This window comes from Synechococcus sp. RC10A2 (genome assembly GCF_047502605.1).
This window is the reverse complement of the sequence record NZ_JANSHP010000025.1, coordinates 1-17,366: the sequence shown is the minus strand read 5'-3', so window position 1 is coordinate 17,366 and position 17,366 is coordinate 1. Positions and strand designations below refer to the sequence as shown.

14 protein-coding genes are annotated in these 17,366 nt (G+C 56.7%); 10 read left to right on the top strand and 4 right to left on the bottom strand.

The features are described 5' to 3' along the window. Window positions 1–213: 213 nt before the first annotated feature. The 4 genes from NW848_RS02925 to NW848_RS02910 form a co-directional block, all read right to left on the bottom strand. The gene (locus tag NW848_RS02925) at window positions 214–3,948 is read right to left on the bottom strand and encodes a PAS domain S-box protein (RefSeq protein ID WP_414510454.1); all 3,735 of its coding nucleotides are present in this window, start codon (window positions 3,946–3,948) and stop codon (window positions 214–216) included. A gap of 173 nt (window positions 3,949–4,121) precedes the next feature. Further along, entirely contained in the window at window positions 4,122–4,709 is a 588-nt protein-coding gene (locus NW848_RS02920; protein WP_414508992.1) for a hypothetical protein, read from the bottom strand. Between the two features lie 76 nt (window positions 4,710–4,785). Beyond that, complete coding sequence (locus NW848_RS02915; RefSeq protein WP_414390289.1) at window positions 4,786–5,394, bottom strand: Uma2 family endonuclease; 609 nt, start codon at window positions 5,392–5,394, stop codon at window positions 4,786–4,788. 27 nt (window positions 5,395–5,421) lie between these two features. Beyond that, entirely contained in the window at window positions 5,422–6,006 is a 585-nt protein-coding gene (locus NW848_RS02910) for a Uma2 family endonuclease (RefSeq protein WP_011431342.1), read from the bottom strand. A 178-nt stretch (window positions 6,007–6,184) separates the two neighbouring features. On the opposite strand from NW848_RS02910, the gene csx2 reads away from it, so the two are divergent. The 10 genes from csx2 to cas2 all read left to right on the top strand — a co-directional run bounded on the left by csx2 (window position 6,185) and on the right by cas2 (window position 17,303). Then, window positions 6,185–7,504, top strand: a complete 1,320-nt coding sequence (csx2, locus tag NW848_RS02905; protein WP_414508993.1) for a TIGR02221 family CRISPR-associated protein — start codon at window positions 6,185–6,187, stop codon at window positions 7,502–7,504. A 246-nt stretch (window positions 7,505–7,750) separates the two neighbouring features. Beyond that, on the top strand, window positions 7,751–10,741 hold the full coding sequence (cas10, locus tag NW848_RS02900; protein WP_414510453.1) for a type III-B CRISPR-associated protein Cas10/Cmr2: 2,991 nt from the start codon (window positions 7,751–7,753) through the stop codon (window positions 10,739–10,741). Beyond that, window positions 10,738–11,865 (top strand): type III-B CRISPR module-associated protein Cmr3, encoded by a 1,128-nt coding sequence (locus tag NW848_RS02895; RefSeq protein WP_414508995.1) that lies wholly within the window; start codon window positions 10,738–10,740, stop codon window positions 11,863–11,865. The genes cas10 and NW848_RS02895 overlap by 4 nt, the downstream gene beginning before the upstream one ends. A gap of 33 nt (window positions 11,866–11,898) precedes the next feature. Then, window positions 11,899–12,669: a type III-B CRISPR module RAMP protein Cmr4 gene (gene cmr4 / locus NW848_RS02890; RefSeq protein ID WP_414402816.1), complete on the top strand. Its 771-nt coding sequence runs from the start codon at window positions 11,899–11,901 to the stop codon at window positions 12,667–12,669. 37 nt (window positions 12,670–12,706) lie between these two features. After that, a complete protein-coding gene (locus NW848_RS02885) occupies window positions 12,707–13,075 on the top strand; it encodes a hypothetical protein (protein WP_414510452.1) in 369 nt (122 codons plus the stop codon). Further along, window positions 13,075–13,716, top strand: coding sequence for a Uma2 family endonuclease (locus NW848_RS02880; protein ID WP_099812779.1), 642 nt, complete (start codon window positions 13,075–13,077; stop codon window positions 13,714–13,716). Before NW848_RS02885 ends, NW848_RS02880 begins: the two co-directional genes overlap by 1 nt. Before the next feature lie 227 nt (window positions 13,717–13,943). Continuing rightward, window positions 13,944–15,704: an RAMP superfamily CRISPR-associated protein gene (locus tag NW848_RS02875; protein ID WP_414508996.1), complete on the top strand. Its 1,761-nt coding sequence runs from the start codon at window positions 13,944–13,946 to the stop codon at window positions 15,702–15,704. A 32-nt stretch (window positions 15,705–15,736) separates the two neighbouring features. Further along, window positions 15,737–16,036, top strand: coding sequence for a CRISPR-associated protein Csx18 (gene csx18, locus NW848_RS02870; protein ID WP_099812781.1), 300 nt, complete (start codon window positions 15,737–15,739; stop codon window positions 16,034–16,036). After that, the gene (gene cas1 / locus NW848_RS02865) at window positions 16,036–17,025 is read left to right on the top strand and encodes a CRISPR-associated endonuclease Cas1 (RefSeq protein ID WP_414402814.1); all 990 of its coding nucleotides are present in this window, start codon (window positions 16,036–16,038) and stop codon (window positions 17,023–17,025) included. Before csx18 ends, cas1 begins: the two co-directional genes overlap by 1 nt. Further along, the gene (cas2, locus tag NW848_RS02860; protein ID WP_414329659.1) at window positions 17,025–17,303 is read left to right on the top strand and encodes a CRISPR-associated endonuclease Cas2; all 279 of its coding nucleotides are present in this window, start codon (window positions 17,025–17,027) and stop codon (window positions 17,301–17,303) included. The genes cas1 and cas2 overlap by 1 nt, the downstream gene beginning before the upstream one ends. Window positions 17,304–17,366: the final 63 nt, after the last annotated feature.

The following is a 17,366-nucleotide window of genomic DNA, read 5'->3' as shown; positions in this document are numbered from 1 at the left end:
AAGTTGGTTTGCTAAGTGCTGCTATTGTACCCCTTGAGCCCTTAACAGGCTGTAAGTTCCTCTAGGTTAGTTATTGCCGCGCGGGTTTTGCACCGCAGTAGGTTGTTTTCCTGGAGAAGCTCTGTACTAACTATAACAAAGAAGCAACTAAAGTGGCTCAAGGGCTTTTCCGCCCCGCACTCAAGTACGGGGCTACCAAGCTATCCTTTTGTGTCAAAGTTGGGGCAGATGAGGTAGGTGAAGCGTAAAGGTTGTCCAGCCGGCGGCGCTGCTCACCTCGATGGATCCGCGCAACTGATCCACCATCTGTTTCACCAAGGCCAAGCCCAGACCCGTGCCCCCTTCCTTCCAAGGATCGTTGCTGGGAATGCGGTAAAAGCGCTCAAAGATGCGGGTCAACTCCTCGGCGGGGATCGGCTGGCTATTGCTGACCTCGACGATGCTGCGGCGGTTTTCGGTTTCTACCCGTAGGCGGATGGATCCCTGGGCCGGGGTGTATTTCACAGCATTGTGCAGCAGCTCCCGCAGGATACGTTGCAACAGCAAGGGATCCGTTGTGATGGTGCTTTCTAGGGGGACGCTGGCTTGAAAGCTCTGCCCCTTGGCGCGGGCCCGCTCTTCGGTAACGGTCAGCAGATCCCCCAGCAGATCTCGCCAGGTGAGGGCTTGCACCTCCAGCGCATAGGCCCCCGCCTGCAGCCGCTGCAGATCCAGCAGGTCGTTGATGAGCTCGATCTCCCGCTGGCACTCCCGCTCGGCAATGAGGAAGTATTGCGCTCGTTTCTCCTCTGAGCGAGCTATCTGCAGCATTTTCAGGGCCATTTTCAGGCTGGCCAGGGGAGTGCGCAGCTCGTGGCTGACGGTGCTGATGAAGTCGTCTTTGAGACGGTTGAGGCGCTCCAGGGCTTGCACCTGCTCTTGGGCAGCCTGGAACAGGCGCGCCTGGCGCAGCCCAATGGCACATTGGTTGGCCACCTGCTGGATAAGTTGGATCTCCTGGTCGTCGAAAGGACGCGCCGCCGAGCGAAAGATCCACAGATCCCCCAGCACTTGGCCTTTATCTAGCAAGGGACAAGCCATTACTACCTGGCGGTTTTCCGAGGCTCGCCCTAAGAAGCAAAATAGACAAGGCTGCCCTGCAGTTAATTGTCGATACACGGTTTCGTAAGGCCCTCCCTGCAAAGGGATGGAGAGGTTCAGATAAGAATCGGAGCGGGGGCAATACTCGTAGCGGATGGTGGAAAGGGTGAGCTCGGCGTTGTAAAGGCCGATATCGCAGCCATCGGCATCCAGGCTCTCCCCTAGCTCGCGCACGGCAGCGCTGAGGATCTCGGCTTCGTCGAGAGAATCGCGCACGCGGTTGGTAATGCTTCTTAGGAAAGCCTCAAATTGCAAAGCCCGCTCTAGCTCCGCAGTGCGCTGCCGCACTTTTTCTTCTAGCGTTTGGTTTAGAGCTTTTACCTGCTCGTACAACTGAGCCTGTTGCAACGCGATAGCCAACTGGTCGGTCAGCTTCTGCAAAAGCTCAATTTCCCACTCCTGCCACGGGCGGCTGGATTGGCAGTGCTGCGCCACCAAGAGGCCCCAAAGGTCTTCACCCCGTCGGATTGGGATCACCAAGTTGGCCTGGGCCTGGAAAGATTCCAAGAGCTGCCGATAGCAAGGATCCAAACTGGCGGTCGCCACATTTTCGATGGCTTGCACAAAGCTCTGCTGGTACTTGCGATGGCAGGGATCCCTGTGGAAATACTCATCCCACACGGAGCGGCCCAAGTGGCTGGGCCAGGGATCCAGCACCGCCTCGGCAGCTACCCATCCCCCTATGCCGTCCTGTAACTGGTAGATCATCACCCGATCCACCTGGAGAAACTCTCGCACTTCCGCCGCTGTAGTGTGCAAGAGGGGCTGCAAGTCCAAGTTCTCGCGGATGCGGCGCAGCAGGGATCCCAGGAGTCTCTCTCGCTCTGCCTCTTGCAGCAGCAGATCCTGGGCTTGTTTGAGGGGGGTGATATCTACCACAATGCCGCAAACGGCATAGGGATCCCCCTGGCAATCTCGCAGGGCAAATTTGGTAACCCACTGGCTCAATTGCTTGCCATTGCGGGAAAAAGTCCGCTCGTAGCTGACAGGATCCGGAGATTGGAGGGCTCTCTGATCCTGCTCTCGGAACTCGCGGGCCTCTTCGGGAGTGAAAAGCTCATCATCCAGCTTGCCAATAAGTTCTCCTAGCTCAGAACCTCTCTGTTGTAGATAAAACCTGTTGGCGTGAAGATAGCGCCCCTCCAGGTCTTTGAGGAAGATGGAAAAAGGGATCCCATCCAGAATAGCCCTAAGCCGAGCTTCGCTTTCTTGTAGAGCCAGCTCTGCTTCTTTCTGCTCCGTAATATCTTCGGTAATGCCTGCGATGTGAACGACTTCCTGCTGCTCGTTCAAGACAGGGTAACAAGAGGTACGCAACCAGCGCAGCCTGCCATCTGGGTGGAAAATCCGATAGGTAACTGACGTTTTGCCTTGGGTGGCAAGAGACAGGGTTTCCATCACTCTTGGCAGATCCTCTGGGTGGATCCTTTCCTTCCACAGATCCGGCTGGCGATAAAGCTCCTCTGGTGTGTATCCGAAAATCTGTTCACAACGAGGACTTTTGTAAAGAGCGCGGCTAAAGTCTGCCGACTGTAGGAAGAAAGTCACCGGTACAGCCTCTGTAATTTCCCGAAAGCGGGCCTCGCTCTCTCGCAAAGCCAGTTCCACCTGCTTTTGTTGGGTGATATCGCGGCTGCTGCACACAATCCCCTGCACTAAAGGATCCTGCAAAAGGTTGGTGCAGCGGCTCTCCAGCCACACCCAATGGCCATCGGCGTGCTGCAACCGATAGACAAAGCTGAGCGTCTCGCCAGGCCGAGCCTTCAGTTGTTCAAGGGCGTCGGCAACGATCTGGCGATCTTCCGGGTGAACCCAATCCAGAGGTATAGGTTCTCCCTCCTCAGGACAACGACCCAAGACTTTCTCGGTAACCGGGCGATTGAGAGTATGAACCAAGCCTTGGGCATCGATCCACCACAAAATGTCGTGGCTGTTGTCGAGGAAGGCGCGAAAGCGCTCCTGTTGTTCTCGCAGTTGTTGTTCCAGCCGCTTTTGCTCGGTAATATCCAAGACAATGCCGAGCCATCCCAAACCTTTGGACTCATCCTGCAGCTTGACAGCCAGGCGATAGGTGTAGCGCTCTTGGCCTTGGATGATTTCCTTGCTCTCCAATCGGGAAAACCCTTGCCGCTCCAGGTCAGACAAGGCTTGCCCAGTGTACTCCAGCCAGTGGGGATGTTGCTGCGCTGCCTCTTGCAGAGAAGTGCCCAGCAGGTCGCCATACCAGGCGCGGTCAGTGGCATTTTGCAAAATCAGCACTCCCTGGGGATCCCTGGCCCACACCGCCAATGGCAGGGCATCCAACAAGGTGCGCAGTTGGGCCTCCCGCAGCCGCAGGTTTTCTTCCAACTGTTTCTTCTCGGTAATGTCTCGGCCCACGCCGCGAATAAACTGCAAGCGGCCCCGCCGGTCAAAAATGCCTTGGTTGATCCACTCAAACCACCGCACCTGCCCCAACGCATCCGATACCCTGCCAACTCGGGTGAAGGTAGGCTGCTGAGGGGTGAGCTGGGCTATCTTTTGCCGCACCTGCTCTTGCTCTTCTGTCGGCAGCACGTCGATCCAGCGCCTGCCCCGCCAATCCCCCAAGATTTTCTGGCAAGCTTCGTTACATTCCACCACCGTCGTATCTGCACGCGCCAGCATGATGACATCGGGAAAACCCACATGATCCCGCTGCAGCCAGCGCTTTTGCCAGTACATCACCACGGCCAGTGAGGATCCCCAAAGGAGCAGCCAAAGCCATCCGGGCAGAGTGTTTCGGTCGAGTAAGGTGTTTAGGTTGACTAGATTCCAGGAGACGCTCATGATTACGTAGTTAAGTATAAGTAAGTGTATGGAGTGTCAAAGCTTACAAGAATCTCAGCAGCATTTCTAACCCAGGATCAAGCACTGTGCCAACAATTCCCCATCTCCCCGAAAAGGAGAGCAAAGTTTGAGTCTACTGGAACGGTGGGGCAGTATCCTCGAAAAGGGGGCTTTCAGGGTGAAGAGTTGTTTCTTAGGTTTCCTGAGTGTTCGGATAGATAGTTCTGAATCCAGCGCACCAGCCGCTGAGAGAGCACGAAAGCTTCTGGTTCGTCCCCTTTGATGCCGACTTGGCTGCTAAAGCAGGCGATGACCTCCTCGTTCAGCTCCGGTTTAGAAGGATCGCTGTGAAACTGCAGCCGCACTTGGCTTTGGACCTGAAAACTCTCTTGAGCTTGGTTATCCAAAACTTCCTGACCCACTCGATGCAGCCGCACTCCTTTCAACTGAGCCAAGGGATAGGAAAACACCTGCTGCCGCCAAAAGCCCCAAGGGCCACCCAGCCGGGTCAAGGTCACCCGTTGGCTTTGGCAATCTAGATTCAGGATCTGCCCCAACCCCCAAGGGATCCCAATCCCCAGGCCCGCTGCTACGGCCAGCAACCCCACCAGCGGCGAGCGGCCCCAGAGCTGGGATCCCAGCGCCAACAGCCCCAAACCCGCCACCACCCGCCAGGCCAGTTGCTCAGGGGTAAACCTTTGCAGGGCAATTCGCAGCCGTCTGGGGTTGCGCTCCAGAACTTGCAGGTAAACCGGCCTCATGAAATTGGATCCCGTTTTTGGCGCCAGTTTACCAGGTGCCGCGGAACCCTGGAAGACTTGCGAGCTTGGCAAACAGCTAAAACTCAGGTTCGGCAAAAAACTCTGACAAATCCAAGGCAAACCCAGGGATCACCTCTTCGCCTTCCAGGATATCTCCTGGCCGCTTCAATGCTGCGGGCTCAGGCTGACGGTAAACCAAAACATACTTTTCTTCGGGATGAATAAGCCAAACAAGGCGGGATCCATTTTCAAAGTACTCGACGATTTTATTGTGGATCTCTCCCACTGTGTTGACTTCAGAGAGAACTTCTACAACCAAATCTGGGGATCCCTCGATATAGCCCTTGGGGATCCCGCCGAGAGATCGCAGCCGCTCCTTGGAGAAGAAAGAACAATCTGGGGAGCGGCGATTGCCAGATTTCATCTTAAACGAAGTATCGGAGTCAAAAGTAAAGCCAATCTTTTGGCTGCGAACATAGGCACCTAGGAGGATGTGAATCAAACTTACATAGTATCCATGCCTTGCACTTGCCGAACCCAAAGCAATCAGCTTCCCATCGACAACTTCATAGCAATTGCCATCATCGGGCAGAGCCATAAACTCTTCATCAGTCCAAATCTTCCGAGAAGCTGTTGCAGAGCTTTCGGCAGGTTCCTTTGCTAGCCTTTCCAGAGCTTCAATCATGGTAGCCCTCTCAGATAGCTAAAACAACTAAGGGATCCGAGCCTGGGCAAACACATCCTGGGGGACAACCTTCAAGCCGGGCAGAAACTCATCTTGGATGGCTTGGGATCCCGTAAAAGTCCGCGGCGGGGCATCGGGGTAGAAAACGGTGATGCTCTTGGCTTGGGGATCCACAACCCAAACGCGAGGGATCCCAGCTTCCAGATAGTCCGCTGCTTTTTGAAGTACAGCCCCAAAACTCTGGCCGGGAGAAAGAATCTCCACTACCAGTTCGGGAGCGACGGGACAAGGGCCGTCTTCCTCAAGCTGCGCTGGCCAGCGTTCAAAGGAAACATAGAGCAAATCGGGAACAGGAAGCCAATCTTGATCCTGCCTTTGCAAAACAACTGCCAGCTCTGTGTACACATCCCCCTTGCCTTGACACCAGGCATCCAGAATGAAAAGCAGCCGCTTCTGCAAAGAGGCATGAAATCTCTGAGGAGACATCGGCAAATCTTTGGGAACAGCTTGTCCATTGACCAGCTCATAGGTAGTATCTTCCTCTGGCAAGGCGAGAAACTGTTCGGGAGTAAGTTTTGGATGAGCAATCGACAGCTCTTCGGTCGATAGCATGCCAGGATCCCTCTCGTTCTAGAGGCCAACTGCTTTCTAGTTCTAGGCTAACTTTGGGTTTTTCGCCTTCACTGCGCGGGAAAAGGCCTCTTGTTTTTGGGAAGGGGGGGCTTCCAGGTTGCGGTAGCTTGCCAGCGGTTGTGCTTTGATGCGTTGCAGACCCACCTGGAGGATCCCTATGGCTAAAACCCTTTTGACCACCCTGGGCACTGGCGACTACACCGAGACGACGTATTTCTTTGGGGAGCAAAGGGCAGACAAAACCTGCTACGTCGCCAAGGCCCTCTGCCAGCTCTTTGAAATTGATAGAATCATCCTCCTGCTGACGGAGGAGGCCCGCGCCAAGCACTGGGGCCGCTTGCAGGAGTCCTTGCCACCCCAGGTGGAGAAGGTGGCCAAAGCCATTCCTGAGGGCAAAACGGAAGCGGAGACCTGGGAGATTTTCGACGTGCTGGTCGATGGCATCGAGCCCAACAGCCGGCTGCTTTTTGATATCACCCACGCCTTTCGCTCCATCCCGCTGCTGGTGCTCTTGGGAGCCGCCCTTTTGCGCAAGGCCAAAAATGTCGAGATCCAGGGGCTCTACTACGGCCTCTACCGCCCTGGCCAGGCGGAGACCCCCATTATCGATCTCACGCCGGCCATTCGGCTTCTGGACTGGCTGACGGCCAGCGACAAGTTCATCAGCACCGGCTCGGCAGTAGAGCTGGGCCAGCTTTTGGACACCGTTCAACGGGACTTCTACCGACAGCAAAGGCCCGGCAAAGGGGATCCCAGGCCCACCCGGCTGCAGAGCTTTGGACAAGCCATCCGCGACATCTCCCGTTCTCTGGAGCTGGTGAGGCCGGTCAGCCTGCAGGAGGACTTGCGCAAGTTACAAAGACACTCTACCCAGGAGTTGGCAGAAGAGGTGGGCCAATTTGCCAAGCCCTTCGGCCTGCTGCTGCAAAGCATTCAAAATAGCTACAGCCAACTGGCGCTGCCGGCAGACCAGAAGGAGGATCCCCGCGCTCAAGTTCAAAAGCACTTTCAACTGCTGCGCTGGTATGTGGAAAAGCGCTTCACCACCCAAGCCATTCTCTTGGCCCGCGAGTGGGTGGTTTCTGCCCTTTGCCTCTGTGAGGGGATCCAAAACTACCTCGAACGAGAAGCGCGGCAGGGAATTGAACACCAGTTGGGATCCCTTATCCAGCGGAGAAAGCAGCCCTTGGGAGATCCCCCTGCAACTGGCGAATCAGTCCAGCAAGAGGAGCAGCTTCAGTTCCTTCCTCCCATTGCCGCCCACGTTTCGGATGTGAAGCAGCTTGCTGATCTTTGGTCTTGCCTAAGCGAATACCGCAACGACGTAGCCCATGTGCAGATGAATCCCGATCCCCTGGGCGGCGAGGCCTTGGAGAGCTTTGTGCTGCAGAAGCTGCTGCCGAAACTGGAAGCGCTGTTTCCTGAATTGACTCGAACAGAGGGGGAATTGGAAGGGGATCCTTCCAATTCTCGGTAGGCTACCAACGTCGGCCCACCCTCAGGTTCTGGGTTTTCAATTTCGGTCCAGCGGTTGGCAGGGGCTGAGCTTGAACAAGTCCTATTGACCTGGAGAAATACTGAAAAAAACCTGAGGGCCGGTCGGGATCGGCGGACTTTGTTTTGTAGCTTCTGCAGCCGGCTATCGGGTGGCTGCTGGGGTTTTGTCTACTTTGTTTCTTGCACGTTCAGTTCTTAACTTTCCTATCTTTCCTGCGAAAACACCATGTCTTATCACTACTACTGGCAAGCAAAGCTCTGGGGCCTGCTGCATGATCCTGCCCTCAAAGCCCTCCACGACGCCTGTGGCCGCGCTAAGGAAGGGCTGTGGCCAAACCTAGCAGCGATGCAGGGGTGGATCTCGCCCAAGGCAGAGGGATCCCCTCTGGCACAGGTGGGAGATGCGGATCTGGTCGCCTCCGCCAGCGATCGGGCCGCCATTGGCCACCTGCCCGTTGCCATCGACTACCAGGTAGCTGATTGCAGCCAGAGCCTGGGGCCGGGCTTAGAGATGAGCCATCTGCTTTCCGGGCGCAAGCGCTTTTGGCAACTGCCCGAAGAAGAACACCGGGCCCTGCGGCAGGCCAGCTCCCGCGCCGAGTACCTGCTGCAGCGGGAAGCAAGGGTAGTTCCCGACTGGATCTGGCAAGAGGAAGACATCCAGAAGGTGTTCTGGTGGTTCTGGCGCTGTTTCCCCCAGGCGTTGGTTCGGGAATTTGGCGATGAAAACCTTCTGCTTTTGCCAGCAGAAACGCGGCTGCCCGATGGATCCCTGTGGAGCCACACCAGCGTTGTGGCGGCCCTGGCAGGCTGTTTGGCCGGCTACGACGAACCCAAGTTCACGCGGCCTTTTTTGGCCAGCTTGACCTTCAACCCCATCCAGGAGCTGATCAAAGCCAGCCGCAAGATGCGGGACTTCTGGGCTGGATCCTGGCTGTTGCACTACCTCTCGGCACGGCTTTGCTGGCGCCTGGCGGAGAAATACGGCCCCGACTGCCTGCTCTACCCCAGCCTCTACGGCCAGCCTTTGATCGACGCTTGGCTGCTGGAGAAGTACCCCCCCTTTGCCGAGTGGATCCCGCAGCCTTCTGCCAACACTCTGCTCACCGCCGGCTTCCCCAACGTGATCCTCTTGCTGTTGCCCGAAGAGCGGCTGCAGGCGGCCATGCAGTTGGCCCAGCAGACCCTCAAAGAAGAATGGCGCCACCTGGCGGAAAGAGCGCTGGAGCACCTGCAACTGGAGCGCCGCTGGCTGGTGCAGTTGCGCCCAGAAGATCCCACCTGGGGGGGATGGCTGGAGCACCAGTGGCAGTTCTACTGGGCGGCAGCGCCCCTGGGATCCCCCCAGCAAAGGCTCAAAGACACCGCCATCCTCAGGTCCCAGGAGTCCATTGAGCGGGATCCCTGGGTCAGCGCCCAAAACCGCACCTACCACCTCAAAGGAAAGCGGCAGCTTTTTGCCGACGCGGAGCTGGAGTTCCTGCGGATCAGCTTCTGGGATCCCGAAAGGCAGCAGCACCGCCAGCACAAGCCAGGGCTAAACGTAGGCTCCTGGTGGGCAGCGGCAGTGGAGGCGACGCGCCGGCTGCAGGCAGCTTGCAAACAGGCCCGCGATTGGCAGTTGCCGGTGGCCTTTGGGCCGCGCAGCACTGTCTCTGGCGTGGGGCCGGTGGTTCACCCTTCCCCCGGGGATCGCTGGATTGGCGAAGGGGAGAGCCGGCGGCTTTGGCAGCGCCAGGCAGGGCTTTTCGATGGCCGCGAGCAGCTCAACGCCACCGAAACGGTTAAGCGGGCCCTAGACAAGGTGTTGCCGGAGCTCTTCCCCACCCTCGACGAAGACGAGGTCGCCGCTTCCTACCCAGATCTCACTGCTGGCGTGGCCGGTTACCTGAAAACCCACGGGCGACGCGAGCTGGAGCACTTCGAGCAGGCCTGCCGCGCCGTTGAGGCCATCCACCCCGCCATTCGGGAGGTCATCCGAGAAATGCGCGGCAAGTGGGGGATCCCGTGGGCTGACCAGCAAAACCTGCGCTACCACCCGCGGCTGCTCAACGTCGGCTGGCTGGTGGAAGACCTGGAAGCGGACGAGGCAACCCAGAAGCGCTGCCGCCAGGAGATAGAAGCCACCCTCAGCCGCTACTACCCCAGCATCAACCCCGCCAGTTGGTACGTGCTGGCCGCGGGCGATGGCGACGACATGGGCCAGTGGCTGAGCGGGGGGAAGATGAAGCCCTACTACGACTACCTGCCCCAGCCGCTGCAGCGCCTAGCGGATGGCCAGAGGGACGCTATTGGCCGCGTCCTCGACTCTGAAGAGCTCAAGCAAGTCAAGGACGCCTTCAGCGAGTTTGTTAAAGCCAGCCGCAAGCGCATGGGCCCAGCCACCCACAGCGCCCTCAGCCGGGCTCTGTTGGATTTTTCCGGCCAGTTGGTGCCCTACCTCACCGAGCAGCGCTATGCCGGCAGGCTTATCTACGCCGGGGGGGACGACGTTCTGGCCTACACCAACCTCTGGGAGTGGGATGGCTGGCTCTGGGACATCCGCCAATGTTTCCGCGGCGGCGAAGACGACTGGCGCGAGTTTGCCAACGGAGGGGACTACTGGCAGTGGCAAAAGGCGCAGTTGCCGGCTGGCCTCAGCCGTCGCCCTCTTTTTACCCTGGGATCCCTGGCCAGTATTAGCTTTGGCGTGGTGATTGCCCACCACTCGGTGCCCCTGGCCATTGCCCTGGAGAATCTCTGGGAGGCAGAACAAGGCGCCAAAGAGCAGGCCTATGCCCAGGGCAGCTCCAAAGACAGCGCCCAGGTGCGGGTACTGTTTGCCAACGGCAACCAACTGGTGAGCACCTGCAAGTTCGACACCTTCGACAAGTGGAAAGACCTGCTGGATTTTGACTGGAAGCTGTTGGGCCAAAAGCAGGATCAAAGCTCCCTATTTGAACACGCCGCCCAGCTCTGGGAGCAGCACCCAGCCCCCAGCCTGGAAGCGGTGCCTGCTTGGGCCCGCCTGTTCTGCAGCCGCCGGGATCTCTTCCACGGCGAAAGCGAGCAGACGGATCGTTTCCAGACCCAGCTAATCGCATTTATCCAGCACTTTTGGCAGCACAGCCTGCCCGCCCAGCCGGGGGCCTGGGATCTGGCCATCAAAAACTGGTTCAAGCTGGCGGCCTTTGTGCTGCGCAACCGCACCGTCACTTTGGGGAGGAACGGTCGATGAGTTGGTTCACGCTATCGCCTCTAGATGTGTGGATGTTTCGCGATGCCAAGCCCTTTGCGCCGGGGGAGCGGGCCTGGGCCAATAGCGGCTTTCCCCCCAGCGGCCACACCTTGGCCGGCGCCATTCTGGCTCACCTGGGCCAGCCGGCAACCCTGCGCCTATGCGGCCCTTTCCTTTGCTGGGATGAGCAGCTTTACTTCCCCGGCCCTCTGCACCTCTACCAGGGATCCCCGCTGGTGCCCATCCCCTGGCTGGAAGAGGGCCATTCCTATGACGGCTACCGTTGGGATCCCACCCGGCCCGCCCCTTTGGTGGCAGCAGCTCCGGAGGAGGAACGGCCAAGCTCCAAGCAAAAGGCCGCCGGCTACCTGCCCTTTCAGGCGGTGCAAACTGCACTGCAGGGCAAGGGCTGGGATCTGGAGCAGGCAGTAAAGTCCCCCTGGGTGGCGGAGGTGCGGCCCCACAACACCCTGCAGGCAGGCAAACGCCAGGTGCGGGAGGCCGAGGGCTACTTTGTGGAAACCTGCATCCGCCTGCAGCCCGGCTGGAGCCTGGCCCTTTCCATCGAGTGCTGGGATCCCGATCGCGAAACTTGGGATCCCTTGCCTCTGAAGCAAGAAGTGGTGGTGCGGCTGGGAGGAGAAGGCCACGGCGCCCTCTTAAGCCCCTGTCCAAAGCTGGGCGAGCAATGGCAAGCGCTGCAGGAGCTCTCCCGGCAGACCTTCCGGCAAGCCCGCCGAGCTCTGGCCTACCTGGTGACCCCCGGCGTGTTCATCAAAAAGGTGGAGGGGCGCTCCCTCTGCCGCGCCTGGCCCTGGGAGTGGCGCTTGGCCACCCCTCATCCTGCCCACTCCCTCACTGGCCCTCTGGTGAGCGTGGCCACCGGCAAACCGGTTCCCATTAGTGGCCGCCTGCGGGTGGAGTCCCTGACAGAGCCGCGCAAGACCAGCCTACCGGCTCCGCAAGTGTTTGCCGCCCCGCCTGGCAGCATCTACTACCTGGAGCATCCAGCTCCCCTTGCCCAGGACGAGCCGGAGCTGGAAAATGGCCGGCTCAACGTCTTCCACCGCTGGCGGCTGTTGGGCTACAGCGAGTTGCTCTGGCTGCCTTGGGTCAACTTTTGAAGTCCTGTTTTGACGGATAAGGAGTGTTTTTCTATGAGCTTTCACCTGGTTTATCTCACCCTGTTAACCCCCCTGCACACCGGCGGCACCACCCAAGAAGGCAACCTCTTGGGCATTGCCCGCGAAGCCCACACCAACTTGCCCTACATTCCTTCCAGCACCATCCGCGGCAAATTGCGGGCCAGCGTGGCCGAGAAAGAGTTAAAGTTCGAGCTCTTTGGCAACGAAATTGGGGAAGGGGATCAGCTTACCCAAGGCTCCATTTGGATTGGGGATGGATCCCTCTTGTGGGTGCCGGTGGCTTCCCTCAGCCACGGGGTAGTCTGGATTAGCTGCCCCCTCTTGCTCAAGCGCTGGCTGCGGCTAAGTGGTCAAAAGTTGGATGCGCCGGATCCCTATAGCACCAACTTGGAGACAAACCGACCCATCTACCTTAAGGATGCCATCCTAAAAAATGGCCTGAAAAAGTGGGAAAACTGGCAAAGCTTTGTCAAATCTTCCAGCATCAGCCGCGTCCTTGTCTTGCCGGATCAGCACTGTGCCACCCTTATTCAAATGAGCCTGTGGCGGCAGGTAAAAGTTAAGCTCAGCGAGCACAAAGTTGTAGAAGGCGGCTTTCGCTACGAAGAGGCCATCCCCCCCGATAGCCTGATGTACTTTACCTGGGGGGTAACAGCCCAGGCCAACGGCAGTTCCCAAGAAGCAGTGGAGCAATTTCAGAAGCTTATCCAGAAGAACCAACTTCTACAAATTGGCGGCCAAGAGAGCCTAGGCCGGGGCTTTGTCGAGTTGTCTTGGAACTAGTTGAGGAGGCTTTATGGAAACTTTTGATCCCCGCACGTTGGCCAAGCCCGTTTACGAATCCCTTCGCCAGTTAAGGGCTCAAACCAGAGACCAAGAAAAGCTTAAGGAGCAGAAAAACCAGGCTGTGGAGCTCTACACCTACCTTTCCACCTGGGGACTGCTGCGCCTTAAGGCAGAAGAAGATGCCCTCAACCAGGAAGGGAAAAAACAAGTAGTCAAGGAGTTTTTTGATTGCCTAGAAGAGATCTCTGGCCAAAAGGGAATTGCTAACTCCAACGGCCTGGATCGTCTTATGCAATTGGGAGTTGAAGAGTATCTAGGTTTAACAGGGCTAGGTCTGGCTTTGGCTCAGGAATTCGGCTTTTGGGCTATGGCCATCTACCACGACATTAAAGGAGGAGAGTAATGGGCGTCGCGATCCCCCTGCAAGCGATTTCCCTGCAAGAAGGCAGCCGAGTGGTTATTCATTCTCTTACCTGGCAAGACTGCGAGAGCATTCTGGAGGAGCTGGGCGAAGATCGCCACACTCGCATTGCCTACTACGATGGCACTTTTGAGATCATGTCTCCTTTATCCAAACACGAGCGCCTTCATCGCATTGCCAGTGACATTGTAAAGGCTCTCTTAGATGCTCAGGGGAGAGATTGGGAAGACTTTGGCTCAACAACCCTCAAAAAGCCAGGCAGAGCTGGCGTGGAGCCCGACACCTGCTTCTATGTCAATCACCTGGAGTTGGTGCGAGGTTGCGAGGGCAGGATCGATGTCGATCAGTTGCCCCCACCTGATCTGGCCATCGAGTCCGACGTTACTTCCCGAACTTTTATCGAGGCCTATAGAGCCATCGGCGTGCCGGAAGTTTGGATCTTGGGTGAGCGAAGTTTGCGGATCTTTATTCTGCAGGGAGAAGACTACGTAGAATCAAGCTGCAGCTGGCTTTTTCCAGACTTCGACATCCCCAATCTTGTACCTCAACTCATTCGACGCGCCCTAGAAATTGGCACCAGCGCTATGTTGCGCAAATTTCGGCAAACCCTTGGCAATTCCTAACGCTGTTTCCCACTTTTGGAGAAGATCCCATGACTGGCAATCGCCCTACTCGTCCTGGCAACGCTCCTCAGCCGCTTCCTCGTCCCCCCAGGCCAGGGGATCCCAGCCGCCGGCCGCCTCAGGAAAATCGGGGCCCTAATTCTCCTAGAGGAGGCAATGGAGGGGGAAACCAGCCGCGCGGTGGAGGAGGCAACAATCCTCCGCCCTCGCCTTGGCTGGGTCACCCCTTGGATCCCACGCCCAGGCCGGATCCCACCGCTGGCTTTATTGAATATCTGCGCTGGATGCGAGCGCCGCTTGATGCTTCTAAAGACGGCACCAAAGCGGAGCTGGCGCACCAAGTGGAAACAACGATCAACCTTGGAGCCCGCCTGAAAGTTTTGAATGAGCGCACCCAACGCATTGCCAGCGACACCTTTCAGGTTACTTGTCCCTGGCGAATTCGAGTCGGTGGGGCCAAGGGTCCAGAGAGCATGTTGCTCCCCGCTTTCGATCCCTTAGGGATCCCTTACATTCCCAGCTCCACCCTGCGCGGCGTAGCCCGATCCCAGGCCATTCGAGAGCTGATGCGGGAGCGCAATTTATCTTGGGAGCAAGCAGACAAAGCCGTAGCTCCTTGGTTTGGGCACCTACAAGCTGACGAAAAAGACAGGGCCGGCAAGGTTATCTTTTTGGATGCCTACCCGGTACCCACTCGGCCCCAACGGCGAGAGGATCCCGATAATTCTAAAACGGGGGGTCTAGCTGTAGATATTGCCAATAGTATCTGGAAATGGAATGGAAAAAATCTTGACTACTCGCCTAACCCTAACTTGTTCTTTTCTCTCAAGCAAGCCACTTTTTTAATTGGCCTGCGCAAAGGCCCCGGCTGCACCGATGAGATGCTGGATCAAGTCAAAGAGTGGCTGATCCAAGGGCTGGAGCAAGGGGTGGGATCCCAGGTGAATACCGGCTACGGTCGGCTGATCCCCCTAGGAAAATCGCTGGACAAGATGCAAGGGGAATTCCTGCGGCTGCCCTTCGAGCTAAAAGGCCAACTCATTCACGGGCGTCAAGTAGCTAACTGGAATCCGGGTAAGAATCGCTATGATAATCGACCCATTGCCGAAGTGCGGCCTGTGGCTTTTAAGAATATGCTGCGCTACTGGTTTCGCACTTTTGCCTTGGGGGTTTTGCCGGTTGTTCAGGTTCAGAAGTGGGAAGGACAACTGTTTGGCTCCATCACCCCCGAGCAGAAACACGGCTGGATCCATGTGGATTTGCTGAACGGCAAAGTCTCTCGGCCGGAGCCCAATCACCGAAGAGAAGCCGCAGGCCAACAGGAAGGGATCCTTGTCTTGAGTTTTTCTAGCGAGTGCCAAAATTACGCTTCCCCAGCAGAGCAGAAGGCGGTGGAAAAGCTCTTTACTAACCTCACCTGGATGATGTTCCATCTGGGGGGTGTGGGCCAAGGTGCTAGAAGACCCTGCTACTCCCGCCAGGATCGCGACCGGCCTCCCTGGTGGCGCGGCTCTACCCTAATTCCCAAGTCAGAGAGTCCCTTCTGGGAGCTGCCAGGATCGGTGGTCGAGTTTCAGAAGCTTTTCCAAAAGCGACTGGGCAGCTTCTTTGAGGCTCTCAAGACTCTAACCCAGCAAGCCATTAACCCCAACAGCCCACAAAGTTTTGGCCGAGTTGACAGGGATAAATGGCCAGAAGCAGTGGATGCCAACTGCAAGATTGTAGTCTGCAGCGGCAGGAAAGATTTCCACAAGCCCTATGCCCTGGCAACTTTGCATCGCTTGGGTCGGCGGGGGGAAGGCCAGTACGACCGATTTTTGTGCGGGGGTGTCCAGGGAGGTGCTCTGCCCTCTCCGGTTTGGATTGCCGATTTGGGTGATTACCAAGTGGTTACCGTTTTTGGGGCAACGGCAGATCCTAGGAAAAAGTATCTTGAGGAGCTCAAGAAAGATGCTGATGATTTTCAAGTAATCTGGCCCTTGAGATAGAAGAAATCTCGAAGAATTTTTGGAGAAACAAAATGCCCAAAAAGAAGATCAATGCCAAAGTTCTCAGAAACCTTGTTACAGCCGTAATCAATGGCTCGATTACACTGGCCATTTTGCTCATTGCTCCCTTGGGCCTGGCAGCCGTGATTACCAACACTATTTTGGTTGCCATTGCCAGCTTCTTTTCTGGAAGCTTAACAGAGATGGTCATGGATCTTTTGTCAAGCCCTGAAATTGACGTGGAGGTTTTGCCAGAAGAGCGCCAATCCAAGACCAGCACTTCCATAGAGCCAAGGCGAGGCTCAGAGAGTCTGCGTCGAGATGATCAATAATGCGAACCTTGTATGTTTCCCAGCAAGGGTGCAGGCTAAGCCTCAGGCAAGAGTTTGTGCTGGTTCATTTGGGCGAGTCGCTCTTGCAGGAGTTGCCTCTACCCTTGCTGGAGCAAATTTTAATCTTTGGCCGATCCCAGGTAACCACAGACGTAGTGAGAGCGTGCCTGAGGCGGAATATTCCTATTGCCTATCTCTCCCGGCTAGGCTATTGCTATGGTCGCCTTGTTCCTATAGAGAGGGGGTACCGCCGCTTAGCTCATTTGCAACAGGCGCTCCCTGAAGAATGGCGATTGCAAACGGCAGCCCAGATGGTGCGAGCCAAGCTTCTCAATAGCCGAGTGCTGCTGATGAGGCAGCTCAGGCAGCGCCCCACTGAGACAGGGGATCTGACCCTGCGCAGTCTGGAACATTTGGCTGCTCAAGCTCTTGAGGCCAAGTCTCTAGATCAATTGCGGGGCATTGAAGGAGCGGCTGCGGCTCTGTATTTCCCGGAATTGGGAAATTGCCTTCAGCAAAGGGGCTTTGTTTTGCTTAACCGCACTCGACAGCCGCCCACTAACCCGGTTAATGCCATGCTCAGCTTTGGCTACATGGTGCTCTGGAACCATCTATTAACCCTGATTGAGCTGCAAGATTTGGATCCCTATCAGGGTTGCTTGCACGCTAGCAGTGAACGCCATGCTGCTCTGGTTTCGGACTTACTGGAAGAATTTCGGGCGCCTATTGTAGATTCAATAGTCCTCTGGCTGATCAACAAGGGCATTATGAACATCGAAGAAGACTTTGAGTATCGCGATGGTGGCTGTTTTCTAAGTGATAGTGGCAGGAAAAAGTACCTTACAGCTTTCATCCAAAGAATGGAGGGATCCATCCAGACCCCTGACGGAGATCAACCCCGCTGGGATCTGCTAACGCAGCAAGTTAAAAAGTTTAAGCAATCCGTCTATAATCCTCAAGATTTGTACCAGCCCTACCGGATTCGCTGATGTTTCTTTATGTTGTTACCTACGATACTCCCTGCGACAAGCGACGCAAGAAAATTGCCGACCTGCTGGAAGGCTACGGCAAGCGCGTGCAATACAGCGTGTTTGAGTGCGTCCTCGACAAAGACAAGTTCGAGGAGCTCAAACTGCGGCTCCGCAAGAAGATCAAGCCCGAGGAAGACAGCGTCCGCTTCTATCCGCTCACTAGCTATGTCCTCGCCCAGGTGGAAATCTGGGGTGGGCCTGCCCTGACTGCACCCCCCAGCTCGGTCATTGTGTAGCTCAGGCAAGTCTGATACATTTACGCTGAACACTGCTGAACATCACTGTTCAACTATGCAGCG

Bases quoted from the DNA above. Each gene is read 5' to 3' on its own strand.
- csx18 (WP_099812781.1), top strand. From the start codon at position 15,737: ATGCCCAAAAAGAAGATCAATGCCAAAGTTCTCAGAAACCTTGTTACA.
- cas1 (WP_414402814.1), top strand. From the start codon at position 16,036: ATGCGAACCTTGTATGTTTCCCAGCAAGGGTGCAGGCTAAGCCTCAGG.
- NW848_RS02925 (WP_414510454.1), bottom strand. From the start codon at position 3,948: ATGAGCGTCTCCTGGAATCTAGTCAACCTAAACACCTTACTCGACCGA.
- cas2 (WP_414329659.1), top strand. From the start codon at position 17,025: ATGTTTCTTTATGTTGTTACCTACGATACTCCCTGCGACAAGCGACGC.
- NW848_RS02895 (WP_414508995.1), top strand. From the start codon at position 10,738: ATGAGTTGGTTCACGCTATCGCCTCTAGATGTGTGGATGTTTCGCGAT.
- NW848_RS02880 (WP_099812779.1), top strand. From the start codon at position 13,075: ATGGGCGTCGCGATCCCCCTGCAAGCGATTTCCCTGCAAGAAGGCAGC.
- NW848_RS02920 (WP_414508992.1), bottom strand. From the start codon at position 4,709: ATGAGGCCGGTTTACCTGCAAGTTCTGGAGCGCAACCCCAGACGGCTG.
- csx2 (WP_414508993.1), top strand. From the start codon at position 6,185: ATGGCTAAAACCCTTTTGACCACCCTGGGCACTGGCGACTACACCGAG.
- NW848_RS02915 (WP_414390289.1), bottom strand. From the start codon at position 5,394: ATGATTGAAGCTCTGGAAAGGCTAGCAAAGGAACCTGCCGAAAGCTCT.
- cas10 (WP_414510453.1), top strand. From the start codon at position 7,751: ATGTCTTATCACTACTACTGGCAAGCAAAGCTCTGGGGCCTGCTGCAT.
- NW848_RS02910 (WP_011431342.1), bottom strand. From the start codon at position 6,006: ATGCTATCGACCGAAGAGCTGTCGATTGCTCATCCAAAACTTACTCCC.
- cmr4 (WP_414402816.1), top strand. From the start codon at position 11,899: ATGAGCTTTCACCTGGTTTATCTCACCCTGTTAACCCCCCTGCACACC.